The organism is Lunatibacter salilacus (genome assembly GCF_009797935.1).
Taxonomy (GTDB): domain Bacteria; phylum Bacteroidota; class Bacteroidia; order Cytophagales; family Cyclobacteriaceae; genus Lunatibacter; species Lunatibacter salilacus.
In genome coordinates this window covers 91748-114946 of sequence record NZ_VOLC01000010.1, presented here as the reverse complement: position 1 = coordinate 114946, position 23199 = coordinate 91748, and the positions used below count along the sequence as shown (strand labels likewise).

General features: G+C 43.0%; 24 protein-coding genes and 1 tRNA gene. 15 read left to right on the top strand and 10 right to left on the bottom strand.

All coding sequences use genetic code 11. The features are described 5' to 3' along the window. Window positions 1-222 precede the first annotated feature (222 nt). The gene (locus FQ608_RS14695) at window positions 223-1275 is read left to right on the top strand and encodes an alkane 1-monooxygenase (protein ID WP_158858992.1); all 1053 of its coding nucleotides are present in this window, start codon (window positions 223-225) and stop codon (window positions 1273-1275) included. Between the two features lie 227 nt (window positions 1276-1502). Here FQ608_RS14695 and FQ608_RS14690 read toward each other — a convergent pair whose 3' ends face one another. From FQ608_RS14690 to FQ608_RS14670, 5 genes are all read right to left on the bottom strand, one after another. Next, a complete protein-coding gene (locus FQ608_RS14690; protein WP_158858991.1) occupies window positions 1503-2084 on the bottom strand; it encodes a four helix bundle suffix domain-containing protein in 582 nt (193 codons plus the stop codon). 744 nt (window positions 2085-2828) lie between these two features. Continuing rightward, a complete protein-coding gene (locus FQ608_RS14685; protein WP_158858990.1) occupies window positions 2829-3575 on the bottom strand; it encodes a 3-keto-disaccharide hydrolase in 747 nt (248 codons plus the stop codon). Between the two features lie 131 nt (window positions 3576-3706). Continuing rightward, window positions 3707-4126, bottom strand: coding sequence for a c-type cytochrome (locus tag FQ608_RS14680; RefSeq protein WP_158858989.1), 420 nt, complete (start codon window positions 4124-4126; stop codon window positions 3707-3709). 25 nt (window positions 4127-4151) lie between these two features. Further along, a complete protein-coding gene (locus tag FQ608_RS14675) occupies window positions 4152-5207 on the bottom strand; it encodes a sugar phosphate isomerase/epimerase family protein (protein WP_158858988.1) in 1056 nt (351 codons plus the stop codon). A gap of 14 nt (window positions 5208-5221) precedes the next feature. Beyond that, window positions 5222-6388 carry a Gfo/Idh/MocA family protein gene (locus tag FQ608_RS14670; protein WP_199856386.1) on the bottom strand — a complete coding sequence of 389 codons (1167 nt, stop codon included), beginning with the start codon at window positions 6386-6388 and terminating at the stop codon, window positions 5222-5224. A gap of 277 nt (window positions 6389-6665) precedes the next feature. Here FQ608_RS14670 and FQ608_RS14665 point away from each other — a divergent pair, with 277 nt between their 5' ends. The 5 genes from FQ608_RS14665 to FQ608_RS14645 all read left to right on the top strand — a co-directional run bounded on the left by FQ608_RS14665 (window position 6666) and on the right by FQ608_RS14645 (window position 11951). After that, window positions 6666-7946 (top strand): nucleoside permease, encoded by a 1281-nt coding sequence (locus FQ608_RS14665; protein WP_158858987.1) that lies wholly within the window; start codon window positions 6666-6668, stop codon window positions 7944-7946. Window positions 7947-8086: 140 nt separating this feature from the next. Next, window positions 8087-9766, top strand: a complete 1680-nt coding sequence (locus FQ608_RS14660) for a GMC oxidoreductase (RefSeq protein ID WP_158858986.1) — start codon at window positions 8087-8089, stop codon at window positions 9764-9766. A 30-nt stretch (window positions 9767-9796) separates the two neighbouring features. Further along, a complete protein-coding gene (locus tag FQ608_RS14655; protein ID WP_158859094.1) occupies window positions 9797-10357 on the top strand; it encodes a gluconate 2-dehydrogenase subunit 3 family protein in 561 nt (186 codons plus the stop codon). Between the two features lie 158 nt (window positions 10358-10515). Continuing rightward, complete coding sequence (locus FQ608_RS14650; protein WP_158858985.1) at window positions 10516-11214, top strand: hypothetical protein; 699 nt, start codon at window positions 10516-10518, stop codon at window positions 11212-11214. Between the two features lie 110 nt (window positions 11215-11324). After that, window positions 11325-11951, top strand: coding sequence for an LON peptidase substrate-binding domain-containing protein (locus tag FQ608_RS14645; RefSeq protein ID WP_158858984.1), 627 nt, complete (start codon window positions 11325-11327; stop codon window positions 11949-11951). Here FQ608_RS14645 and FQ608_RS14640 read toward each other — a convergent pair. After that, the gene (locus FQ608_RS14640) at window positions 11940-12647 is read right to left on the bottom strand and encodes an SH3 domain-containing protein (RefSeq protein WP_234364214.1); all 708 of its coding nucleotides are present in this window, start codon (window positions 12645-12647) and stop codon (window positions 11940-11942) included. The two genes, FQ608_RS14645 and FQ608_RS14640, sit on opposite strands and share 12 nt — an antisense overlap. A gap of 131 nt (window positions 12648-12778) precedes the next feature. Here FQ608_RS14640 and FQ608_RS14635 point away from each other — a divergent pair. The 3 genes from FQ608_RS14635 to FQ608_RS14625 all read left to right on the top strand — a co-directional run bounded on the left by FQ608_RS14635 (window position 12779) and on the right by FQ608_RS14625 (window position 15204). Next, window positions 12779-12851, top strand: a tRNA-Lys gene (locus tag FQ608_RS14635). Between the two features lie 1002 nt (window positions 12852-13853). Beyond that, window positions 13854-14339, top strand: a complete 486-nt coding sequence (locus tag FQ608_RS14630) for a low molecular weight protein-tyrosine-phosphatase (protein WP_158858982.1) — start codon at window positions 13854-13856, stop codon at window positions 14337-14339. Then, window positions 14332-15204: a fructosamine kinase family protein gene (locus tag FQ608_RS14625; RefSeq protein WP_158858981.1), complete on the top strand. Its 873-nt coding sequence runs from the start codon at window positions 14332-14334 to the stop codon at window positions 15202-15204. Before FQ608_RS14630 ends, FQ608_RS14625 begins: the two co-directional genes overlap by 8 nt. Here FQ608_RS14625 and FQ608_RS14620 read toward each other — a convergent pair. Then, window positions 15201-16496: an aspartate kinase gene (locus FQ608_RS14620; protein WP_158858980.1), complete on the bottom strand. Its 1296-nt coding sequence runs from the start codon at window positions 16494-16496 to the stop codon at window positions 15201-15203. The two genes, FQ608_RS14625 and FQ608_RS14620, sit on opposite strands and share 4 nt — an antisense overlap. A gap of 56 nt (window positions 16497-16552) precedes the next feature. On the opposite strand from FQ608_RS14620, the gene fbp reads away from it, so the two are divergent. Then, entirely contained in the window at window positions 16553-17569 is a 1017-nt protein-coding gene (gene fbp, locus FQ608_RS14615) for a class 1 fructose-bisphosphatase (RefSeq protein WP_158858979.1), read from the top strand. 33 nt (window positions 17570-17602) lie between these two features. On the opposite strand, the gene FQ608_RS14610 is transcribed toward fbp, so the two are convergent. From FQ608_RS14610 to yihA, 3 genes are read right to left on the bottom strand one after another with little or no spacing between them, the layout of a single operon-like run. Further along, window positions 17603-17908, bottom strand: coding sequence for a hypothetical protein (locus tag FQ608_RS14610; RefSeq protein WP_158859093.1), 306 nt, complete (start codon window positions 17906-17908; stop codon window positions 17603-17605). Window positions 17909-17922: 14 nt separating this feature from the next. Further along, window positions 17923-18366, bottom strand: coding sequence for a DUF5606 family protein (locus FQ608_RS14605; protein WP_158858978.1), 444 nt, complete (start codon window positions 18364-18366; stop codon window positions 17923-17925). Window positions 18367-18425: 59 nt separating this feature from the next. Continuing rightward, window positions 18426-19028, bottom strand: a complete 603-nt coding sequence (gene yihA, locus FQ608_RS14600; protein WP_158858977.1) for a ribosome biogenesis GTP-binding protein YihA/YsxC — start codon at window positions 19026-19028, stop codon at window positions 18426-18428. A 109-nt stretch (window positions 19029-19137) separates the two neighbouring features. On the opposite strand from yihA, the gene ubiE reads away from it, so the two are divergent. The 5 genes from ubiE (at window position 19138) to FQ608_RS14575 (ending at window position 23013) form a co-directional block, all read left to right on the top strand. Then, a complete protein-coding gene (gene ubiE, locus FQ608_RS14595; protein WP_158858976.1) occupies window positions 19138-19860 on the top strand; it encodes a bifunctional demethylmenaquinone methyltransferase/2-methoxy-6-polyprenyl-1,4-benzoquinol methylase UbiE in 723 nt (240 codons plus the stop codon). Continuing rightward, a complete protein-coding gene (gene porT / locus FQ608_RS14590; protein ID WP_158858975.1) occupies window positions 19809-20585 on the top strand; it encodes a type IX secretion/gliding motility protein PorT/SprT in 777 nt (258 codons plus the stop codon). Before ubiE ends, porT begins: the two co-directional genes overlap by 52 nt. A gap of 68 nt (window positions 20586-20653) precedes the next feature. Next, complete coding sequence (locus tag FQ608_RS14585) at window positions 20654-21415, top strand: SDR family NAD(P)-dependent oxidoreductase (protein ID WP_158858974.1); 762 nt, start codon at window positions 20654-20656, stop codon at window positions 21413-21415. Beyond that, window positions 21412-22200 carry a M15 family metallopeptidase gene (locus FQ608_RS14580; RefSeq protein WP_158858973.1) on the top strand — a complete coding sequence of 263 codons (789 nt, stop codon included), beginning with the start codon at window positions 21412-21414 and terminating at the stop codon, window positions 22198-22200. The genes FQ608_RS14585 and FQ608_RS14580 overlap by 4 nt, the downstream gene beginning before the upstream one ends. A 108-nt stretch (window positions 22201-22308) precedes the next feature. Continuing rightward, a complete protein-coding gene (locus FQ608_RS14575) occupies window positions 22309-23013 on the top strand; it encodes a ThuA domain-containing protein (RefSeq protein ID WP_234364213.1) in 705 nt (234 codons plus the stop codon). Window positions 23014-23199 lie beyond the last annotated feature (186 nt).

The window sequence follows — 23199 nt, the reverse complement described above, 5'->3', positions numbered from 1 at the left end:
AAATGTGAATTCTACTTGATCCTTGAAGCTTACGATATCCCAAGCGGCAATCTCTAGCGAGGTAGGATTAAAGGTGTTCTTAAATCAGTTGGAATTATTTTTAAACGTGTATTTGTCTAAGTCGTCCTAGCTATGCAACAGGAAAAATTATGCAAATAATCTTATTTTTTTTATATTGTTTACGTAAATCTGACCGATACAAAACAGTCGAATTCAACACCCATGAAACATCTCAAATACCTGCTAGCCTATTCCATCCCGCTGTCGGCTTTCTTGGCATTGCAATGGCAGGGGTGGTGGTCTTGGGCCCCTGTGATTCTGGCATTTGGAATATTCCCTTTACTGGATGCCCTTATTCCACCGTCCTCAGCAAATTATACGGAGCGTGAAGAGAAAGGTAGGTTAGCTAACCGTTTTTACGATATGTTGCTTTATATCTGTGCACCTATCTGTTTTGTCTTAGTGTATTTCTATTTTCAAACCATACAGAGAGGCGAAATGGCCAATTATGAACGCCTGGGATTGACATGCAGCATTGGTGTAGTTTTGGGTGCGGTGGGCATCAATGTAGCCCATGAACTTGGACATCGTGCCAACAAATGGGAGCAGTTTTTGGCGAAGGCAGGGTTACTCCCGGTTCTTTACCAGCACTTTTTTATAGAGCACAACAGAGGACACCATAAGCATGTATCCACCGACAAGGATCCGGCAACAGCAAGAATTAATGAATGGGTATATGTTTTTTTCTTTCGCTCCATCATCGGGCAATATATAGGTGCATGGAGGTTGGAAAGGAATAGGCTATCCAAAAAAGGTTTGCCTCCTTTTCACTGGCAAAATGAAATGCTCCGGTTTACAATTTACCAGACTTTGTATTTGGCAACTATAGTAGGTGTTTTTGGTTGGAATATGCTACCCTATGCGTTTGCCATTGCATTAATTGGCGTGCTGCTTTTGGAGACCATCAACTACATCGAACATTATGGGCTGAGAAGAAAGATGCTTCCCAGTGGAAGACCGGAGCGGGTCCTGCCTAAGCATTCTTGGAATTCTGACCATGAGATGGGGCGGATCGTTTTGTTTGAACTTACCAGACATTCCGACCATCACTATTTGGCCTCCAGAAAATACCAAATCCTCCGGCACATGGAAGATAGCCCCCAACTGCCCACCGGGTACCCCGCAAGCATGCTGATGGCACTGCTGCCGCCTCTTTGGTTTTATGTAATGAATAGGAGATTGGTCGATCAGAATAAAAAACTGGAGCGGGCTTAGATTATTTTCTCCTCGAGATATTTGGTAAGGTTGATGGGTTTTTGGGTTAATTGGTGAGGCGAAGTTAGAAATCGGCAGATATTATTAAAATTTATAACTTCTTACCTATGCCCGATTTATTTAGAGAAGTGCGGAGATGAGATACAATTGCCTTGCTTTTCTTCGTGGAACCCTTGGGACTATTGAAACAATGTTCCAAAAAGTCCCAAGTGACCCAAAGATTAGGGTTATTTTTTCTTCTTATTCCTCTCATCTATTCTCGCCTTTGTCATCCTTTCTCTTAAACCACCTTCTTTAATAAAAGCAATTTCCAATTGATTTATTTGCTGTTTTAGCAGATAGGTGCAAATTTTAATCAAGGTTATCATAGTATTGGCACAGATCTCTGGGCTTTCGTGCTCAATTGCTTTCACAAAAGTCTCATAGGTAGGTTTGGGAGTACTTTTGTTGAGCTCACGCAGGCGTGCAACCAGCCTATGTTCTTTTTCCCAAAGGGGTAGCTTTTGCGTGCGCAAAAAATCTTCATAATCTATTTGCAGCTCTTCCAAGCTGGCGCGGGCTACATTGGTTAATTTGATTTCTGTTTCTTTGGAGGTGCCTGATGCCATACTGGCTTCGGCGATATTTTGCTTGCCACTTCGGGCTGCTTGGACCATTTGCCCTACTGTGCGGTCGTACTTATGAAAAAAGCGTTTAGTGAAATACACGGTGCCGTCATAGATAATTTCTGCTTTCTGATAACTGAACAGATTGCGGTAACCTCCATGGGAGGGGATAAAACCTTTCGTATTTTCATCCTGATCGCTCATTTTTAATTGCATTTTCGCTTATCGAATTCGCCTTTTCCAAAAACTCCCCATTGAATGAGATAAATTTAAGAAATTCCGTTGAAATATTTGCATTTCGAAATGGATTGAACGGGATCAGATGCTTCTTAAATGAATTAACTGTCAATAGTCTGGTCGAGTGTGCGGGCATCCCAAAGTTTTATAGGGGTAATTTCAATAAAAAAGGCCAATTTCAGTTCATCATCAAAGCTCATAAGCGACTTCCTGTTTGATCCATTCTTTAGATTTTTCTTCTACCTCTTTTTGAGTTAAAATCTCTCCCCTCTCGACCTATTCTTCAGATTGATCAATATAGAGTAGCAATTTGGTTTCCGTTCAGCCAGACAGTTTTTCATCAATTCTTAACCCAATACGCAATTTTACCCAATACAAGAGCTAAACCGTCATACCTGGGTGAGTTTGCGTACTCATGCTTGAAAAGAAGGCCTCTGGAAAACTATTCCAAATGGCTTATAAAATATTACGATTCAAACTAGTTTGTCGATCGAAGCGTGTAGATGATAATACAAGTAGTCGTGGTTTAATGGCTAAAGCAACCGTTAAACTATTTTTATATCAAAAATTCTCTCAAAAGTATTAACCCATTATCTGATTTACAATTTTAGACTTATGACGAATAAAGCAAAGTCCCGTAGGAAAAAACCAAAACAAAAAAACCGCCCCTTCCAGAACGGTTTCCCTAATTTCATCTAGCACTATTTTACCCTACAACCTCCTAATCTCAACATTCCTAAACCAGATATCGTCGCCGTGGTCCTGTAGGGCGATGTGTCCCTCTTTGGATTTGGCGAAGTCAGGCAAGTCTTTGAATTTGCTGCCTGCTACCATTTCGTCCCAGGCATCGTTCCACATGGTGGTCTTGACGGTCTGTACACCGTTTAGGTAAAATTCCAATTGGCCGTCATTCAAAATGATTTCAGAGAGGTTCCATTCGCCTACTGGCTTAACGGGTTCTTGTTCGGAGGCGATTAAATCATAAAGGTTTGCGGTACGGTGGGTGACGATTTGGCCGTCACGGTGTCCTTCATTATCCAGCAGCTGATATTCCGGTCCGGTGTTGTGGGTGGCGCCGTATTTCTCGTTGTCCACGACAAGGAAGATGATTCCGCTATTTCCATTTTCGGAGATCTTCCACTCCAGTTTCAAATGAAAATTAGAAAAGGTCTCTTTGGTGACAAGGTCACCTCCGGAAAGATTTTCCTCCTTTTTCTTGGTTCCCTGAAAATAGATGGTACCGTCCTGTACTGTCCAAGCATCGCCGGGCTTGCCTGCTTTGAATCCTTTAAACTGATCCAGTGAGGTTCCGTCAAAAAGTGTGATCCACTCACCTCCGTTGGAGGCGGATAGTTGGGGAGTTTCCATGGCTGTCTGTTCGGTTGTTTCGGTAGATGATCCTCCGCAAGAGGCCAAACCTAATAACGCTGCGGAGAAGATTAAATGGTGCTTTTTCATAATGATACTGGTTTCGGAAAGGTGGTAAATTAGTTGATTTTAACGGGAATGGACAGCGTTGTAAAAAAGAAAGAATTCCCTTTCCAGTAATTCTACTTTCGGGGAATTCTTTTCTTAGCTCTTAGCGGTGCTTATTTTTTCAACAGCAACACATACTTTACCATCAGTTCCGCATCTTCTTTGGAAAGTGCCGGGTGGGCAGGCATGGGGATTTCACCCCAAACTCCCACATTACCGTTGATTACGTGACTGGCTAGACGCTCCACGTTTTCGTCAGTAATTTCGTACTTTTCAGAGACATCGCCATACGATGGGCCTACGATTTTTCTGTCTACCATATGGCAGCTAGGGCAATCACTTTGTTTTACCAGAGCCAAGCCGTTGACAAAATCCGGGTTATCTTTGTGTTTTTCCTCCGGAGTCATCTCCTTGGCAGGAGCAGGGGCCGGAGTGGATGTAGTTGTTTCAGTTTTAGAACCTGATCCACCACATGAATAAACCATCATCGCACCTGCGACTACGGCTAAGCTTAAGGTTTTATTTAACTTCATTTGTTTTACTGTATTATATAATTGATTAACTGATTCCTAATATTTTCTTGTTGAAATTTTCATCAGCTCCGGTTGAGGCAAAATCATCGAAGGCTTTTTCAGTAACCCGGATGATCTTTTCGCTGATAAATTTCGCTCCTTCAATGGCTCCGTTTTCGGGATGCTTGATGGCGCATTCCCATTCTAGTACCGCCCATCCGTCAAACCCATACTGGGAAAGTCTGCTGAATATACCGCTGAAGTCTACCTGTCCGTCACCCAGTGATCTAAAGCGTCCAGCTCTTTCCACCCAGCCGGAGTACCCGCCATAGACACCTTGTCTGCCAGTTGGGTTGAATTCGGCGTCCTTCACATGGAACATCTTGATTCTTTCGTGGTAAATATCGATAAATTCAAGGTAATTCAGGCACTGCAATACAAAATGACTGGGATCATAAAGGATATTGGCCCGCTTGTGGTTGTTGACCTTCTCGAGGAATTTCTCGAAAGTAACCCCATCATGCAGATCTTCGCCAGGATGTAATTCATAGCAGACATCTACATCATATTTATCAAATTCATCCAAGATAGGCAACCACCTTTTGGCCAATTCCTCAAAACCTGTATCCACCAATCCGGCAGGACGCTGTGGCCACGGATATACTGTATGCCACATTAAGGCTCCGCTAAACGTAGCGTGCGTTTTAATTCCAAAGTTATGGGAAGCTTTTGCGGCCCATTTAAGTTGTTGGGTGGCCCATTCGGCTTTGCCTTTTAGGTCACCTGCCAACTCCTTGGGAGCGAATCCATCAAACAATTCATTGTAAACCGGATGAACGGCTACCAACTGTCCCTGTAGGTGTGTGGAAAAATCGGATATCTCAACGCCTGCTTCAGCGACTGTGGATTTGATTTCTTTTACATAATCCATGTCCTCAGCAGCCCGCTTCAAATCAATCAATCGAGCGTCCCAAGTGGGGATTTGTACGGCTTTGTAGCCTATACTGGCCGCCCAGGTACAAATATTTTTCAGGTTATTGAAAGGGGCGGTATCATCTGCAAATTGAGCTAAAAAAAGTGCTGGTCCTTTTATGGTTTTCATAAGGTTATTTTTATTTAAAGTTCAAAGTTAGTCCATTTTTGATCAGATTTGGAACTTTTAACGACATGTTCCACAAATGCCATGCCCCGTAGGCCATCCTCAACTCCCGGAAAGTCTTCCCATTCTTTTTGGGGCGTTTCGCCGTTACGGGTAGCATAGAGCGTTCTGGCAAAGTTTCGGTAAAGGTTGGCAAACGCTTCCAAGTACCCCTCAGGATGTCCACCCGGAGTCCGGAGATTTTCCATAGCCCAGGAGGAGAGGTAGGGAATATTTCCGCCAGTGCGGTAGATCTGCGCAGGTGCCTCCGGATGTCTTACGATAAGCGTATTGGCATTGTCCTGTTCCCATTCAAGTCCAGCCTTATCTCCAAACACCCTGATTTTGATATTGTTTTCAGCACCGGTGGCAATCTGGGTCGCCATCAACACGCCGGTCGCTCCGTTGTCATATTTGAGCAGTACGGCCCCGTCGTCATCTAGGGTCCGGCCTTCCACCACAATATTGAGATCGGCACACAATTTGGTGGTTTTCAGTCCACTGACATATTCTGCCAAGTTGAACGCATGGGTTCCAATATCTCCCATACAGTTGGCGATACCGCTTTGCTTGGGGTCAGTTCGCCATTGGGCTTGCTTGTAGTCGGTGTTTTCCAAATCCGTCCAAAGCCAGCCTTGGGGATATTCCACATAGACCTTACGTATTTTACCCAAGACACCCGAAGCGATTAGGTGGCGGGCCTCTTTGACCATGGGGTAACCTGTATAGGTATGGGTAAGGCAAAATTTCAGTCCCGTTTCTTCTACCACTTTGGCCAATTCCTTGGCTTCGTCATAGGTAAGTGTCATGGGTTTGTCCAAGACTACGTGAAAACCGTTTCTCAATGCTTTTACCGCTGGGTCAAAATGCACGTGGTTTGGAGTGACGATCGCCACAAAATCAATTCGGTCAGATTCGGGAAGTTGCTTTTCTTTTTCGAACATTTCGTCATAGGAAGCATAGGCTCGCTCTGCGGGCAAAAACAATTCCCGGCCGGTTTGCTGGGATTTTTCCGCTTGGCTGCTAAAAGCTCCTGCTGCCAACTCAATCAACCCGTCCATCGCTGCCGATATCCGGTGAACCGCACCAATAAATGATCCGGGTCCACCGCCGATCATTCCCATTTTAAGTTTTTTGTTGCTCATTATTCCGATCTTTGGTTTTTTGGTTTTTAAAGTTTAATAATTTGTTATAAATTTCATTCCACAAATAAATGTTTCCTAGAATTGAGCCAAATACTAATCTTATAGCACATTCTGAATTCACCTATTTTCAAAGAAACCTAAATTGGTTATACTTGGGTATTATATCAAATGATAAATTTACATTAAATTGGGCAAATTATAAAGGTATGAGTAAATAGATTGCCCTTTCTGTAATGATATCCATGATTTTGCTGAACTCCAAACCTCAAATTTAACTATGAACTCATCCATTAGAATCAAGCTGTCCCTTATGATGTTTCTGGAGTTTTTTGTCTGGGGCTCTTGGTTCGTTACCCTAGGTACGTTCTTGGGCAACAATCTGGGAGCTACGGGAACCCAGTTGTCGGCCGCCTTCTCTACCCAATCCTTTGGTGCTATCATTGCTCCGTTTGTTATTGGATTGATAGCTGACCGGTTTTTTAATGCGGAAAAAATTCTTGGCGTTCTTCACCTCGTTGGAGCAGGATTGATGTTTTTTATGTTCCGAGCGGACAGTTTTACCGATTTCTATCCCTTCGTCTTTCTTTATATGCTTATATATATGCCTACATTGGCCTTGGTCAATTCGGTTTCATTCAATCAGATGAAGGATCCCGCCAAAGAATTCAGCGGCATACGCGTTTGGGGCACGATAGGTTGGATCGCCTCAGGATTGATGATCAGTTACTTCTTCCTTTGGGATAGTCCGGAAGCCTTGCAGGGCGGGATGTTGAGAAATACCTTTCTGATGTCATCTATTTCCTCGGTGGTGTTGGGGATTTTCTGCTTTACCTTACCCGCCACTCCACCGCAGGCAGCTACCGGGGAAAAACGCCGAATTTCGGAAATACTCGGATTGGATGCGTTGAAGCTTTTGAAGGATAAGGACTTTGCAATCTTCTTTATCTCGTCGATTTTGATTTGTATCCCACTTGCGTTCTATTATCAAAATGCCAACCCCTTTCTTTCAGATGTGGGTCTTTCCAATCCTACGGGGAAAATGACCATTGGCCAGGTGTCTGAAGTGTTGTTTCTATTGATGATGCCGTTTTTTTTCAAAAAATTCGGACTGAAGACAACTTTGGTGGTGGGCATGTTTGCCTGGGTAGTCCGGTATGTTTTCTTTGCCTTTGGAGATGCGGGTTCGGGCACTTATATGTTGATACTAGGAATAGCGCTTCATGGAATCTGTTACGATTTCTTTTTCGTTTCCGGTCAGATATATACCGATTCCAAAGCAGGACCCCGCTACAAGAGTGCAGCACAGGGGCTAATTACCTTGGCAACTTATGGTGTTGGAATGCTGGTGGGTTACTGGTTGGCGGGTATCGTATCTGACGCCTATATGTCAGAGGGTGTCCAACAGTGGAAATATGTTTGGCTGATACCATCAGCTATTGCATTTGTAGTAACGATGCTGTTTATTGTGTTTTTCAAAGACAGGGATTTTGAAAAGGTCTCCGCGATTCGGAAAAGTGAACAAAACATTGATCTTCAAAATAAGTTGAGTATAAAGTAAATTGCAGAAAAAGAGTGAATTACCCCCAGAGGAACCTATGTGAATATATTGCCGTTAGTTTTTTAAGCCAGGAAATCTAATTATCTTTCCCGGAAAAATTATAAAGTAAAAACCTAAAATAAAATTAAATTAAATTATATATGGCTAATGAAAGTTTTGATGCTATTGTCGTCGGATCCGGGATCAGCGGAGGCTGGGCGGCAAAAGAGCTAACGGAAAAAGGACTTAAGGTACTTCTTCTGGAAAGAGGCCCCATGGTAGAGCATGTGAAGGATTATAAAAACGCAACCAAAGCTCCCTGGGAAGTACCCCATAGAGGAAGAAGGACGGTGGAGATGCTTGAAAACCACCCAAACCTAAGAAGAGATTATGTATTGAATGAACTCAACCTAGACTGGTGGGCTCATGAGTCCGATTCTCCTTATATTGAAAAAAAGCCATTTACCTGGTTTAGAGGATATCAAGTGGGAGGGCGTTCGCTGTTGTGGGGACGTCAGAGTTACCGTTGGGCGGATGAGGATTTTGAGGCAAACTTGAAGCATGGCATTGCTGTAGACTGGCCTATCCGGTATAAGGATCTCGAACCTTGGTACAGTTATGTAGAGAAGTTTGCAGGGATTGCAGGTAATAAAGATAATCTCCCCATTTTGCCTGATGGGGAATTTATGCCGGCATTTCCGCTTAACTGCGTAGAAGAAGATGTGGCTAAGCGCATCAATGAAAAATTCAACGGAAGCAGGGCCATGATTCATGCCAGGGTTGCAAATATAACCCAACCTCTTCCCGGCAGACCAGGTTGCCAATACAGAAACAAGTGTTCTTTGGGATGCCCTTTTGGGGGATATTTCAGCACGCAGGCATCTACCTTGCCAGCAGCCGAAGCTACCGGCAACCTTACACTACGCCCTTGGTCTATTGTAAATAAAGTTGTCTACGACAAAGACACCAAAAAAGCTACCGGAGTAGAAATTATTGACGGGGAATCAAATGAAACCATTGTATATGATGCCAAAATAGTATTTCTATGTGCTTCGGCATTGAATACTTCGGCAATACTGATGCGTTCGGCCACTGAGGTCTGGCCCGAAGGGTTGGGAAGCAGTTCTGGGGAACTGGGACACAATGTAATGGATCACCATTTTCGCTTAGGTGCCAATGGTACTATTGAAGGATATGAGGATAAATATTATTTTGGAAGAAGACCCGGAGGATTTTATGTGCCTAGATATAGAAACTTGGGAGGAGAAAAACGTGACTATATCCGAGGATTTGGCTATCAGGGTGGTGCCAGCCGAAGCGGTTGGAGCAGGACTGTTGCCGAACTTGATTTTGGAGCTCCGTTAAAGGCGGAACTTACCGAGCCGGGACCTTGGTCACTAGGCATGACCGCATTTGGGGAAATCCTTCCGTATCATGAAAATACTGTAAAGCTCAGCAAAACTGAAAAAGACAAGTGGGGCATGTATGTGTTGGAAATGGACGCTGAGATCAAGGAGAACGAGAAGAAAATGCGGGTAGACATGATGAACGATGCTGCCGAAATGCTCGAGGCTGCAGGTGTGAAAAATGTTACTACCTACGATAACGGGTACACCTTTGGGCAGGGAATTCATGAGATGGGTACCGCCAGAATGGGACGTGATCCAAAATCCTCCGTACTGAATGGTAACAACCAAGTTTGGGATGCCAAGAACGTGTTTGTGACCGATGGAGCAGCCATGACCTCTGCGGCGGCTCAAAACCCGTCGTTGACCTACATGGCGATGACTGCGAGAGCTGCGGCATTTGCGGTGGACGAAATGAAAAAAGGAAATCTGTAATCACAAATTAACACACGAGATATGAGCTTAATGAATAGAAGAGAAGCACTCAAAAGCGTGGTTTTGATGATGGGTGGTACCATGGTCGGGGCCAATGTGATTTTGACCGGATGTGCTCCCGAATATAGTATCGAAGGACTGGATTTTACGGAGAAAGACATCGCTTTCATGGATGAAATTGGAGAAGCCATCATTCCTACCACTGACACACCAGGTGCCAAAGCTGCTGGAATTGGCACGTTTATGGCTATGATGGTAAAGGAGACTTATAACAAAGAACAGCAGGAATCTTTCATCGAAGGTCTAAATAATCTTCATTCAGGCTTTAAATCTGAAACAGGAGAAGATTTTATGAAAGCCTCTGTTGAGGAGCGCACCGCTTATCTAAATGGACTTAACCAGAAAGCCAAGGCCGATTTTGGCGAAGGTAATAAAGCTCCAAGTTATATTAATATGTTTAAGGACTTGACCGTTCTGGGATATTTTACCTCAGAGATTGGTGCAACCCAAGCATTGCGATACATTGAAACCCCTGGCAAATACGAGCCTTGCATTGATTATAAAAAGGGTGACAGAGCTTGGGCTTTGTAGAAAATAAATCTGAAAAGTACTAAAAAAAGGGACAGTTCAGGTTATCTTGGATTGTCCCTTTTGCTTTTTTTAATCCGATTTACTTACCGTTGGTGTAAACAATTTGGATTTTAAAAAGTTATTTTATATTATAAAGGAAATATTTAACGCCTATCATTATGCTAAAATCGATATTTGTTATCACATTTTCTTTAAGTTTCTTTTTTGTTTACAGTTCTATGGATTTATTATACAAAAATACGGATTTTGCGATTTCGCAGGATGACATAATTCCGGGAGACGAATTCGAAATGTATGCTGAAAATAAGGAAATCCCTGAAGAAATCCGCAGTGCCACGCTGGAGGCTTTATCTTTTTTTCCAGAGTTGTTGGATACTAGGATTGATTTTGAATTTAAGAAAAATATCAGTGGGTCAGTGATGCAGGCCCAGCCAAGAGTTCGTTCACTACTATTGAATAATAAGAAGAACCGTAGATACAAAATTAAAATTAGCCGTTTTTTAGAGTTAGAGGATGAATTGGTTCCTATGGAGGATCTTCCCCATGACGTATTACTTGGTTGGATTGGCCACGAATTAGGTCACATTAAAGATTATGTCGGTAGGAGTTCTGTTAATTTGATTGGATTTGGTGCGAAGTATTATTGTTCCAGCCGATTTGTTACAAAGGCTGAAATTGCAGCAGATACCTATGCGGTTTCTTGTGGAATGGGGGATAAGCTTGTTGCGACCAAAAATTTTGTATTGAACCACGATCGGCTTCCTGAATCCTACAAAAACAAAATCAGAAGCCTTTACATGTCTCCGGGGGAAATAATGTCCATGGTGGAGGTTACTGAGGAGGATGATACTGACTGATATCGATAGAATTATTGATCAATTTTTCTTTTTTGAGACATTAAACTAAACTTTGTTAGTCTTTTTGAGGTATAGATAATACGTTCTCGACGTGAATAAAATACCTAATAATGGAAAAAACCCTTCCTTTTTTCCCCCTTAAATTGGTCGCATTTCCCGGGGAAAATGTTAATCTTCATATATTTGAACCAAGATATAGGCAACTAATAGGAGACTGCCTATTACACGGGATTACCTTCGGTATATGCGTTTACCTTGACAAACTGATGATGTACGGGACAGAAGTCAGTGTGCTTGAGGTCTCCAATGTGTATGAGGATGGCCGCATGGATATCAAGACACAGGGACTACGTGCGTTTAAAATCTTGGATTTCAGAAATCCACTTGCGGATAGGCTGTATGCGGGGGGAGAGGTTGATTTTTTGGAAAATGATCCGTCATTTGACCAACAGATATTTTTGGAGTATAAGGACCTATTAAAGCAAATGTTGGTCCTGTTGGGTGTAAATGACGATTTAGAGCTAGTGGATTTGAATTCGTTTACATATTCCCATAAAATTGGACTTAAATTGACCGATGAGTTTCAGCTTTTATGCATGTCTTCGGAGGAGGACCGCCTTCGATTTTTAATTACTCACCTCAAAATAGTATTGCCAATCATGCGGCAACTTGAGACTGCCAGGGCAAAAATCAAAATGAATGGGCATTTCAAATCAATGGATCCCTTAGATTTTTGACAGGTTTTCCTTCTTGATATAGGCTGTCTTTTCGTTCCATTCTATTTCATACCAGATATCCTTGGAGGACTTGATTACCACCCGGTGTCCCGCATCGACCTTTCGGATAAGGTTGCCTGCCGCCGTCGGCTGATCCATAATTAAGGACGGCGCACCAGTTACGATGGCCGTTTCCTTGTCCTTAAGGAAATTGTTGCTGACGAATGTAAGCACGAGAAAAACAATGGCAGGCGCATAAAATCCAGTGCGTTTTTTGGGAAATACAAAGATGGAAATCAGGAAAAGCAATAGGAGCAGGGCGAAAGTAGCGGTGATCTCCTGATTTAGATCAATAAGGAACTTGAAAAATTTCTGCTGGTCGGAAACGTTGTACCCGACAAGTGTCGCCTGATTGGTAAGGGTTTTTATTTTAGCAATAACCTTTGGGTTAGGGTTGTGTGAGTAATACTTGGATAGGTAGAGTGTTGATTTGGGAAAGTCTCCCACACCCTCTGCAATAAAAGCCATTTTGAGCAGCATGGCCGGTGAGTATGCCTCATTGTCCAAAATGCCTTCGTAGATCAGAAGAGCTTCTTGATACTTTTTTTCCGCAAACAAAGAATCTGCTAAATTAATGTCATTTACATTGGCTTGACAGTCAGTTATTTGATAGGTAAACAAAAAAAATAAGATTAATTTTGCAATAAAGAAGTGCATTAAGTTTGGCATTTTGATTTAGGAGCGTTAAATTTGCAGTCCAATTACGATAAAGTTGTTTCAAAAAACAAACTTTAAAAGTAAAAAATTCTGTTGGAGGGGTAGTTCTTGAAGGCGGAGAAATAAAAGTTGATTCTGTAGCTCAGCTGGTAGAGCATAACACTTTTAATGTTAGGGTCCTGGGTTCGAGCCCCAGCGGGATCACAATCAAGTAAAGAAACCTGTTCTTCGGAGCAGGTTTTTTTGTTTTAGAACGTTTGATAGGATCGCGGAATCGACGGAAGGAGATATTCGGGAAGCGCCAACGAGCACGTCCCGTTAAAAATAATCCGGGAGATATTTTCAGGCCCGGCCCGGACGGCGGGATTCTTTAAATGGATGTTTTTCATCAGAGCATGTTTTTTTAAGTAACAAATCAAGATCTAGAACCTATTGAAACGTCTTTTTTTCACTAATTTTATAGACTTACTACCCGGATAATTGTAAGCACTTCAAAGGACATAATCTGCAATCAGATGCTGAACTTTTAAATTTACTTCAAACCACGGAACTTGAATCGGTTTAACGTTGAATGGTTGGTTGACGAATCACAATGCGGTGGTTTTATTTGCAACTTATGGAATAGCCAAAATTTGACATAGGGAGCGGAAAAATGGATCTGAAACAATGTAATTAATGAAGATAATTGATTTGAAACCGAGAAAAGTACTGAACAAGGCCTTTTTAAAAGTAAAACCGATAAGGACTGAAATTGAGAGTTTAAAGTTAAACTCCATCCATTTGATTGAAAGCACCAATGATGAATAATGTAACACAAAAAAAAACCGTTGTTGATGCCTCGAATGAATATGGGCAAAAGGAGATTTTGAATTACACTCATTTTGCAATCAACAAGCAAATCAGAGATTACATTAAAACTGAAAATGGTGGGTTGTTTATTTTCTGTGTTCTCAACGTGTTTGGCGAGGTGATCGAAAAAACATTAAGCCGATGTCTTATAAAACTCCTGTTAAGTAAAAGGAAACACAAGTAATTTCGGTCCGCTTTTTGTTCACAAACTGAATCCTGCTAGGTAAGCTTGGAAAATTTCAGAAGAAAGTTGACATTCGTATCGGGAATGATCAGGAAATATTTAATTTTATTATCCCTTCTCCCCAAATCGGAGCTACTATTCCGGATTGGTTGTTTATAAATACCCCGCTACCCATGATTAAAGTGTTGTTTGTATGTTTAGGTAATATTTGCCGCTCGCCACTGGCGGAAGCAATCCTGACCCAGAAGGTTAAAGAGAGGGGCTTGAGTAAAAGCATTGTCGTGGACAGTTGTGGGACATCTGATTTTCATATAGGGGAATTGCCGGATGATCGTACTCTGGCCTGCGCCGCCAAACATCAACTTAACATCCAACACCGGGGCAGGCAAATCCTGCGCAGTGATTTTAAAGGATTTGATTACCTTATAGCTATGGATAGCTCCAATTTGGAAAATGTGCAGAAGCTGGCGGGGAAATATAAGATAATGCCCAAGAATCTTTTTTTGATGAGTAACTTTAAAAATGGAATAGAATTTAACGACGTTCCGGATCCATACTATGGTGGGGAGGAAGGTTTTGAAGAGGTTTATGAAATACTGAATGCTTCCATTGACGGACTCCTCCAGACCTTGGAAAAAGAGTTAGTCAAAAATGGTTGATCCCAGTTTACTTTATGAGCGTATCCTTTTTGAAACCTTTGGGAAACAAATACCGCTAAACGGTGCCCAACTGATTGCAGCCGGAAATATGAATCAGGCTGTATGCCTGGAAACAGCAGGAGGAAACTATTTTCTAAAGACCAACCACCTCGAAGAAAGTGATGTTTTTCTTAAGGAAAAGCAGGGACTGGAGCTTCTACAGAAGAACACTTCCCTACATATTCCAGCGATCATCAATTGGGGCAGGATGGAGGATACGAACTACCTTCTTCTCGAATGGATACCCGCCGGACCTCCTAAGAAAAGGTATTGGCAAAAGCTAGCAGATGGTCTGGCCGAACTTCATATAGCGACCCAACAAAGCTTCGGATGGGATGCCGCCAATTATATTTCCATCCTTCCCCAAAACAATACACCGACAACCAATTGGGAGACTTTCTATATACAGGAACGCCTTGAACCCATGTTGCAGCGGGCTTACTTTCATCAGTTGATTGATGAGGGGTTTATGAAGAAATTCAGGTTATTGTATCCCAAGATCGAAGGGATCTTTCCCAAGGAAAAGCCCGCCCTGCTGCACGGAGACCTATGGTCAGGGAATGTTCTTGTAAATGCCTCGGGTAGCCCCAGCCTGATTGATCCTGCGGTATATTTTGGGCATAGGGAAATGGATATTGCCTTTTCCAAGCTTTTTGGCGGCTTTGCAGCAAGCTTTTATGAAACCTATCAGGAAGTATTCCCCATGGAACCGGGATTTGAAGCACGCAAGGAGTTATATAATCTGTACCCGCTGTTGGTGCATCTAAATCTGTTTGGTACAGGCTATTTGGCGGGGATTAAGCGCACAATTAGCCGTTATATCTAACTCACTGTAGATTTCCCCGTTGTTTTCATAGATAAAACCAGTTGCAGGGTGTGTGGACTTTTTTGAGCCAAATAAATCTTTTCTGCCTTTGATTCATAGATTTTTTCCTGTGTGGGCAGATAATTCCTGATAGTTACCAAGGTAAGTTCCTCTTCCCACTCAACATGAAAAATTTCCAAAATGGATTTTGGAAGTACATTGGATACCTGATCTGGCCGGTCAATTACCATCTTCACCGTCACCGCTGACCCCTGTGTGAGGTGCACGTTCCAGTTTAGTTTTTTTCCTAGATTAAATAATTCCTCAAAGTGAAAGCCACCCACCTTCGACAGGTCTTTAATTCTAAAGCTGGCCAAAACTTGGTTTTTACGGATAACAGTTATGGGGATTTTGGGGTCATCCTTAAAGTTTCCAATTACCGTACCGCTGGATTCTGGATCGATAAAGGATTTCACATACAGTGGAATCCGTTGTTTGGCGAGGGGCTTGATGGTTTTGGGATGGATGACTTTGGCACCGAAGTAGGTCATCTCCGCCGCCTCTTCAAAATCCAAATACTTGAATTTGACGGCATCCGGAAACAGGTCCGGATCACCGTTGAGGATACCAGCGACATCCTTCCAGATTGTTACCGATTTGGCACCTAAGCTTACAGCCAAAATAGCAGCAGTGAAGTCAGACCCCTCTCTGCCCAAAGTAGTGGTGGTCCCCTGCCAGTCGCTGCCAATAAAACCCTGAGTTACTACCGGAAAGGTTTCGAGCTTGTCAGCCAGATGTTTTCTGCACCGCTGCATGGTCAACACCCAATCAACCTTTGCCATTTTGTAGTTGGAATCGGTCGCAATCAACTCCCGGGCGTCTTGCCAGACACAGTAGTGCCCATTCTGGCAGAGCAGTTCTTGTAGGATTCGGGTGGAAATTAACTCCCCGTATCCAATTACCTGGTCGTAAAAGTAGGCATTTCCCTCCTGCTTTTTTTCGTTATCCAAAGTCCTTTTCAGCTTGGTGAATTCATTGGAGACCTGCTGGAAGATGCTGTGGCCTTCCTCGAACAGTGGCCTGCATAGATTCAGATGGAAGTCTTCCAGCTGGCTTAATTGCTCCGAAAAGCCTAGGTTATCAATAGCGCGCTGGATAATCTCCTCCAAATGATCGGTGGTATCCCCGGCTGCGGAGACCACGATCACGAGTCCGTTTTTCCAACGGCTTTTTAGAATATCTACTATTCGGATAAGAGATGTACTGTCTTTGATGGAGGCTCCACCAAATTTAAAAATAAAGGGTTGGACCATGAATTCAGAAAGGGTTAATGGCTTTTTGGGATTTTTCAGTAACTTAGGTCAAAGTTATGAAGACCAAACCTTACAAACAAGACACATCGCCCTTAGGGTATGCGGTAGGGGTGACCTTAGACCGCTTTATCAAAAGTAATCAAGCAGATTTTCCTTTTGCTACCGGAGAACTCTCCCAGCTCCTCCGGGACATAGCCTTAGCCTCCAAGATCGTTTCGAGAGAAATCAGCAGAGCGGGTCTGGGTCAGGTAACCGGAGCATTTGGCCAGACCAATGTGCAGGGGGAGGAGCAGCAAAAGCTGGATGTAGTCGCCAATATCCGTTTTACCCGTGCCTTGACGAAGGGCGGAGAGGTTTGTGCGGTCGTTTCAGAAGAGGATGACGAAGTGATCGACCTTCAAAACAAGACGGGTAAGTATGTCGTGGCCATCGACCCCTTGGACGGGTCTTCCAATATAGATGTAAATGTGTCTATCGGTACCATTTTTTCCATCTACCGAAGAGTAACCCCCATGGGGTCCCCGATTCAACCCGAAGATGTGTTGCAGAAGGGCTGCCAACAGGTGGCTGCTGGATATGTCCTATATGGTTCTTCTACCATGTTGGTTTTTACTACCGGCAATGGCGTAAACGGATTTACCTATGAACAATCATTGGGTGAGTTTTTTCTTTCGCACCATGATATTCAGGCACCCTTAACCGGTCAGATTTTTACAATCAACGACGGTTTAACTCCCGGTGCCGACCCAGGCATCGCCGGTTTTTTAAATGCGTGCAAACAGAATGGCAGAACAGCCAGGTACATTGGTAGTTTGGTGGCAGATTTTCACCGTAACCTTTTAAAAGGAGGCATATATCTGTACCCTGCTACGGTTGCAAATCCCAATGGGAAAATTAGGTTAGCCTATGAGGCCAATGCACTAGCCTTTATCGCCGAACAGGCGGGTGGAAAAGCAACTGATGGCATGCAACGCATCCTTGATATACCGCCATTAAGCCTGCATCAGCGGACGCCGATTTTTATAGGATCTGTAGAACTGGTAGATGAATTGGAAACGTACGTAAATGGATAGTAGGCTAGGTAGTTATATCTAGCGGTAAAAAAATCATTCGGAACTGTATTTCTCCCTGAGCTGAAATTTCAGCAGTTGACGGTCCACAAGAGCCAAACTTAGGTCCATTGCCATGGAGGTGACGGGAGATTCTTGCAGGATAGATTTTAATTTCTCCTCCCCCACATCGATCTGATAGCATAGCTGCAGCAACCTGCCCATATCCCTGTCCAATAAATTTCTAATTGCAGGGCATATAAAAGAAGCCAGCTCTTCCCGGGAGGTACAGGATGCGCCCTCAGGAAGCTCCAGCTTCTTTTCCAAAATTGCGGCACATGCCGGCAGATAATTTTTATTCAAATCCACGGGTGAAATTACGCCTCTCCAGTTTCTTCGGATGCGTCCTCAGTCTGTTCGGGACCATCTTCAGTAAGTACTTCCGGGGCTTCTTTTTTTATTACATGATACCAGTTGATCAGTTTTTTGATATCAGATACATACACCCGATCCTCGTCGTATTCCGGCAGTACATGTTTCAGAAATGCTTTGTACTCCTCGTTATCCGCATCAGCCAGTCCTGTATCTCCGTCAAATTCCTTCTCTATTGTCTTAAGTACTTCAAGAAGTGGGCTTGCACCTTCCTCAGTCAGGGTGTAAATGGAAATCTCACTCAATAAAGAAACCCGCTGATTGGCACCCACAATCAATTTGCCTTTTTTGGAATCCATTGATTCCAAAATCACACCGCTTCTACTGGGTTTTAATACCTTAAAAAGGCCCGGTTTACCCGAGACCGTTGCTATTTCTTTGAACTCCATGCTAATATTTTTTTGTTGATTTATTTTATATCGTGCTGAAAATATTTACTGTCAAGTGCTTACCGTTTATAAAACTCCGCAACATTTTCTTCTATAAAAGTTATTACGTCATCTTTACCCGTTGAGGTTTCGGCTGAGGTAACAAAATAATCCGGCTCATCGCCAAATAATTTCTTCATCTCCTCTAGGAATTTGCTGACGTTCGTCGTGGTTTTGGAATGGGACTGCTTGTCGGCTTTAGTAAAAATAAGTGCAAAAGGAACCTCTTGTTCCGCACACCAGAGGATAAATTCCAAGTCTATCTTTTGCGGATCCAATCGGCTGTCAACCAAAATGAAAATGGCTACCAAGTTTTCCCGCAGAGTGAGGTACTCCCGGATCATTTTGTCCCATTCAGCTTTCAAGGTCTTGCTTACTTTCGCAAACCCATATCCCGGCAAATCCACCATGTACCATTTATCATCAATGCCAAAATGATTGATAAGCTGGGTTTTACCCGGCGTGCCTGATATTTTTGCCAGGTTTTTATTATTGGTCAACATGTTGATCAACGAACTTTTGCCCACGTTGGATCTGCCTATAAAGGCAAATTCAGGCTTGTCCGGCGAGGGGCATTTCCGGAAATCCGTATTGCTGATAATAAAACTTGCCTTTTTGATCATGATATCCAATTTTTCACAAAGGTAAACTTTTCTCAGTAGCACCAATTAATCTTTAACATTTTTCCGATGCTCAGGTTTACTTACTAATATTGTACCCAAACACCACGTTATGTCAGTAGTTCCCTATAAAGATAAGCAGGAAGGCAAAAAAGAGCAGGTTGCCAACATGTTTAACAATATCAGTAAAAAGTACGACCTGTTAAACCATGTTCTCAGTCTGGGAATAGACATAACATGGAGGAAAAAGGCCATCAAGATGCTGAAAAAGGATCAACCTAAGCTTATCTTGGATATTGCCACCGGAACCGGCGACTTTGCGATAGAGGCTTTGGCATTGAATCCCGACAAAGTCATCGGCGTGGATATTTCTGAGGGTATGTTGGCCGAGGGACGCAAAAAGCTGAAAAAGAGGAAGTTGGACAATAGAATAGAACTTCAGTTGGGGGATTCTGAAAAGTTGTTGTTCGAAGAAAATAAATTTGATGCAGTGATCGTTTCCTTTGGAGTACGGAATTTTGAAAACTTGGAAAAGGGGCTGTCTGATATGTACCGGGTACTGAAGCCTGGGGGTAAGACCGTCATTGTGGAATTTTCCAAACCAAAAAAATTCCCTATGAAACAAGCATATAACGTTTATTTTAAATATATTTTACCTCAAATAGGAAAAGTAGTATCTAAAGATAACGCAGCATATACCTATCTTCCCGAATCTGTTCAGGCATTTCCTGATGGAGATGACTTCCTTCGCATCCTGGAGAAGGTAGGTTTTAAAAAGACAACATGCAAATTACTCACCTTCGGCATCAGTTCCATTTACATAGGAGAAAAGTAGGGCTATTCGGCGCACTTTTTTTTGTGACCTTTCTGTCGGGAATGGCACAGGAAAAAACGTTTATTTTTAATAAGTCCGGAAGTGATGACCAATTTTTGTCGTACGGTTTTTTTCTGGCAGCGCACAACAGTTCGCTTCGCATAAAATATTCGGAATCTTTTCTTGATCCCCTAAATACCGATGCCAGCGGAGTAAGGTCAATTATGCCTGTATTTTCGCCTGGATTTGCGTTGGGCTTTCTGGTGACCGCCCGACTACACGATCAGTTTAATATTATGTTTACCCCGAAGGTTGCCTTTTACGAGCATAGGACAGATTTACAGCTTTTTGCCGACGACGCCAACGCTCCAAATGGATTGGGAATTAATACGGTTCCATTAATGAGTGAGGAAACATTGGTGGAATTTCCGTTACTTTTCAAATATAAATCAGAACGCTTTAACAATACACGGATGTTTTTTGTGGGTGGGTTGAACGGTCAGATTCGCACCAAAAACCAAGAAGAGGCAGATGAAGATGATGTGGTACTACGGGGTAGGGACGTAGCCCTGGAGATGGGTATGGGATTTGACTTGTACTTTAAGTATTTCAAGTTTTCCCCCGAAATCCGGTTTTCTCATGGGCTGATGAATTTGCACCGACCTGGCTATTCGGATGAAAGGATTGATTCATCCATCACCGATATCCGGAGAAAAGCCATCACGATCTATTTTAATTTTCAATAATAGCTGCCAATTTCATGATTTAACTTGGGAGAATTTTTGTCCCTAAGCGGAATTATTTAAATTCAGGGATGGAAAAAAAGATCGCATTTATCACAGGTGCAACCTCAGGTATAGGTTGGTCCACGGCAATTCAGATGGCGGAAGTAGGTTATGCCATCATTGGCTGTGGGCGCAGAAGCGATAGGCTTGATGAACTCAAACAGACTTTGCCGGAAGGCACCCCCTTTCACCCCTTAACATTTGATGTCAGTAAGAAGGCGGATGTCTACAAAGCAATCGACTCGCTGTCTGCGGAGTGGAAGAAAATAGACGTGCTGATCAACAATGCCGGCAACGCCCACGGATTGGATTTTATCCATGAGGGAAATGTCGATGATTGGGATGCCATGATGGACATCAATGTAAAAGGACTGCTTTATGTATCCAAAAAAATCATACCGGGGATGGTGGAGCGAAAGTCCGGTCAAGTAATCAACATAGGCTCCATTGCGGGTAAAGAAGTATATCCCCGAGGTAATGTGTACTGCGGATCTAAATATGCCGTAGACGCCATTACCAAGGGTATGCGCATAGATCTTAATCCGTATGGTATAAAGGTTATGGGGATCCATCCGGGCATGGTGGAGACTGAGTTTTCATTGGTGCGGTTCAAAGGGGACGAAGATCGTGCAAAGACTACCTACCAGGGCTATGATGCGTTGACAGCGGATGATATTGCCGATATTATTGTTTTTGCAGTGACGAGGCCTCCTCATGTGGTTATGGCGGATGTACTTATCCTGCCATTGGATCAGGCAAGTACGATGGTGATTAATAAAAAAACTTCATGAGGAATATTGCATTTCCTGCACTTCTTGGATTTTGCCTTCTGTTAGGATGCCAAAATCCAAAATCAACCGAAGTAGCAATTCAAGATGATGGCAGGGCAAGTGGGTATTCGCTGGAAAAGGCGGATTCGGTTCATTTGAATTTTTTGTCCCAGGAGGACGAAGCTGAAGAACCAGGTGAATTGGAAAAAAGTCTACTGGCGGCAGGACTGGTAAATATTCAGAAAATAATTCCAGAAGCCTTGGTCGAACTGAAATACTCCACCACGGATAATTTTTTCCGAATGGATGTTTATGGGGACCTGAATAACGCTTACCTACAACCTGAAGCGGCAGAAATGCTGAGGAAGGCTTACGATATTTTGCAGGAAAAATATCCGGAACTTACTCTCCTAATCTATGACGGCGTCCGCCCCAGAAGTGTTCAGCAGATTTTATGGGACAATCTGGACAAACCGGATAGCATAAAGCCACTCTACGTGGCAGATCCAAAAAAGGGGGGCCTGCACAACTACGGGGTAGCGGTAGACCTTACCTTGGCGGAGAAAACCTCCGGAGAAGCCTTGGATATGGGTACGACCTATGATTTCTTCGGATATCCTGCTTATCCTGACAGGGAAGATCAAATGCTCCGGGAGGGAAAAATCACGCAAGCGCACATAAACAACCGCAAAAAGCTCAGGGTGGTGATGAACGGTGCTGGCTTTAATGGAATTGGCTCCGAATGGTGGCATTTCAACGCGTTTAGCAGCAAAGTAGCCGCCCAGAAATTCGCCATTGTAGAATAATAATTGTATAATCGTCTCTTATTTCAAAAAAACAAACCCATGAACAAAAAATTTATTCAAATATCCATAAGGAGTTTATTAGCTCTGGCTTTGATTTGGTCATTAACCATGACAACTGAATCGGTCGCCCAAAGTCAATTTAGAGCACTGGTTTTCAGCAAAACCAAGGGATTCAGACATCAGTCCATTCCCGATGGGGTGATGGCAATGAAAAAGCTAGGAGCCAAACACCGTTTTCAAGTTTTTACAACGGAAGATGAAGCTGAATTTACCAAAGAGAAACTGGAAAAATACGATGTAATCATTCTGGTCAGTACTACGGGTACGATTTTCAATGCGGAGCAAAAAGCCGCCTTTGAGGAATTTGTCCAAAGTGGAAAGGGCGTAGTGGGCATTCACAGCGCTACAGATACTGAGTACGACTGGAAATGGTACAACGATATGATTGGAGGGCAATTTGCACACCATCCCCACCAGCAAACCGCAAGGCTTAAGGTCGTAGACCGTAACCATCCCTCAACCTATCACTTGGAGGAGAACTGGCTGATGACGGATGAGTGGTATGCCTTCAAAAACTTCAACAAAAATGTAAATGTGCTGGTAAAGCTGGACGAAACTTCATATGATGTTGGATCCCGCAACGGTGAGTCCATGGGCATGGGCGACCACCCAATCTCTTGGTACCATGTATATGACGGTGGCAGGGTATTTTACACCGGCCTTGGCCATACGGACGAAGCTTTTCTCGATGAGTCGTTTTTAACCCATGTCTTGGGTGGTATCTGGTGGGCTGCGCTTGGTAGGCCGTTTTGATTAAATTGTAAGCTCTTTAATAAAAGCCGTTTCCTGTTGAAGGAGGCGGCTTTTTTGGTTATATTTTTTAAAGAACTTTGCTATTATGATTTAAAGTCTATCTTTTTACTAGTAGTTGGGGGAAAGAATAGTGTTATGGGTCTCAGCGCTCTTAGAGGAACTAAACATTACCCAATATTTCTACTA

Excerpts from the sequence above, each read along its gene's own strand:
- fbp (WP_158858979.1), top strand. The coding sequence starts at position 16,553 with ATGAAGACCAAACCTTACAAACAAGACACATCGCCCTTAGGGTATGCG.
- FQ608_RS14620 (WP_158858980.1), bottom strand. The coding sequence starts at position 16,496 with ATGGTCCAACCCTTTATTTTTAAATTTGGTGGAGCCTCCATCAAAGAC.
- FQ608_RS14655 (WP_158859094.1), top strand. The coding sequence starts at position 9,797 with ATGAATAGAAGAGAAGCACTCAAAAGCGTGGTTTTGATGATGGGTGGT.
- ubiE (WP_158858976.1), top strand. The coding sequence starts at position 19,138 with ATGTCAGTAGTTCCCTATAAAGATAAGCAGGAAGGCAAAAAAGAGCAG.
- FQ608_RS14585 (WP_158858974.1), top strand. The coding sequence starts at position 20,654 with ATGGAAAAAAAGATCGCATTTATCACAGGTGCAACCTCAGGTATAGGT.
- FQ608_RS14670 (WP_199856386.1), bottom strand. The coding sequence starts at position 6,388 with ATGAGCAACAAAAAACTTAAAATGGGAATGATCGGCGGTGGACCCGGA.
- FQ608_RS14665 (WP_158858987.1), top strand. The coding sequence starts at position 6,666 with ATGAACTCATCCATTAGAATCAAGCTGTCCCTTATGATGTTTCTGGAG.
- FQ608_RS14640 (WP_234364214.1), bottom strand. The coding sequence starts at position 12,647 with ATGCACTTCTTTATTGCAAAATTAATCTTATTTTTTTTGTTTACCTAT.
- FQ608_RS14580 (WP_158858973.1), top strand. The coding sequence starts at position 21,412 with ATGAGGAATATTGCATTTCCTGCACTTCTTGGATTTTGCCTTCTGTTA.
- FQ608_RS14675 (WP_158858988.1), bottom strand. The coding sequence starts at position 5,207 with ATGAAAACCATAAAAGGACCAGCACTTTTTTTAGCTCAATTTGCAGAT.
- FQ608_RS14605 (WP_158858978.1), bottom strand. The coding sequence starts at position 18,366 with ATGGAGTTCAAAGAAATAGCAACGGTCTCGGGTAAACCGGGCCTTTTT.
- FQ608_RS14660 (WP_158858986.1), top strand. The coding sequence starts at position 8,087 with ATGGCTAATGAAAGTTTTGATGCTATTGTCGTCGGATCCGGGATCAGC.
- FQ608_RS14630 (WP_158858982.1), top strand. The coding sequence starts at position 13,854 with ATGATTAAAGTGTTGTTTGTATGTTTAGGTAATATTTGCCGCTCGCCA.
- FQ608_RS14650 (WP_158858985.1), top strand. The coding sequence starts at position 10,516 with ATGCTAAAATCGATATTTGTTATCACATTTTCTTTAAGTTTCTTTTTT.
- FQ608_RS14625 (WP_158858981.1), top strand. The coding sequence starts at position 14,332 with ATGGTTGATCCCAGTTTACTTTATGAGCGTATCCTTTTTGAAACCTTT.
- FQ608_RS14575 (WP_234364213.1), top strand. The coding sequence starts at position 22,309 with ATGACAACTGAATCGGTCGCCCAAAGTCAATTTAGAGCACTGGTTTTC.
- yihA (WP_158858977.1), bottom strand. The coding sequence starts at position 19,028 with ATGATCAAAAAGGCAAGTTTTATTATCAGCAATACGGATTTCCGGAAA.
- FQ608_RS14680 (WP_158858989.1), bottom strand. The coding sequence starts at position 4,126 with ATGAAGTTAAATAAAACCTTAAGCTTAGCCGTAGTCGCAGGTGCGATG.
- FQ608_RS14695 (WP_158858992.1), top strand. The coding sequence starts at position 223 with ATGAAACATCTCAAATACCTGCTAGCCTATTCCATCCCGCTGTCGGCT.
- FQ608_RS14685 (WP_158858990.1), bottom strand. The coding sequence starts at position 3,575 with ATGAAAAAGCACCATTTAATCTTCTCCGCAGCGTTATTAGGTTTGGCC.
- FQ608_RS14690 (WP_158858991.1), bottom strand. The coding sequence starts at position 2,084 with ATGAGCGATCAGGATGAAAATACGAAAGGTTTTATCCCCTCCCATGGA.
- porT (WP_158858975.1), top strand. The coding sequence starts at position 19,809 with ATGCAAATTACTCACCTTCGGCATCAGTTCCATTTACATAGGAGAAAA.
- FQ608_RS14645 (WP_158858984.1), top strand. The coding sequence starts at position 11,325 with ATGGAAAAAACCCTTCCTTTTTTCCCCCTTAAATTGGTCGCATTTCCC.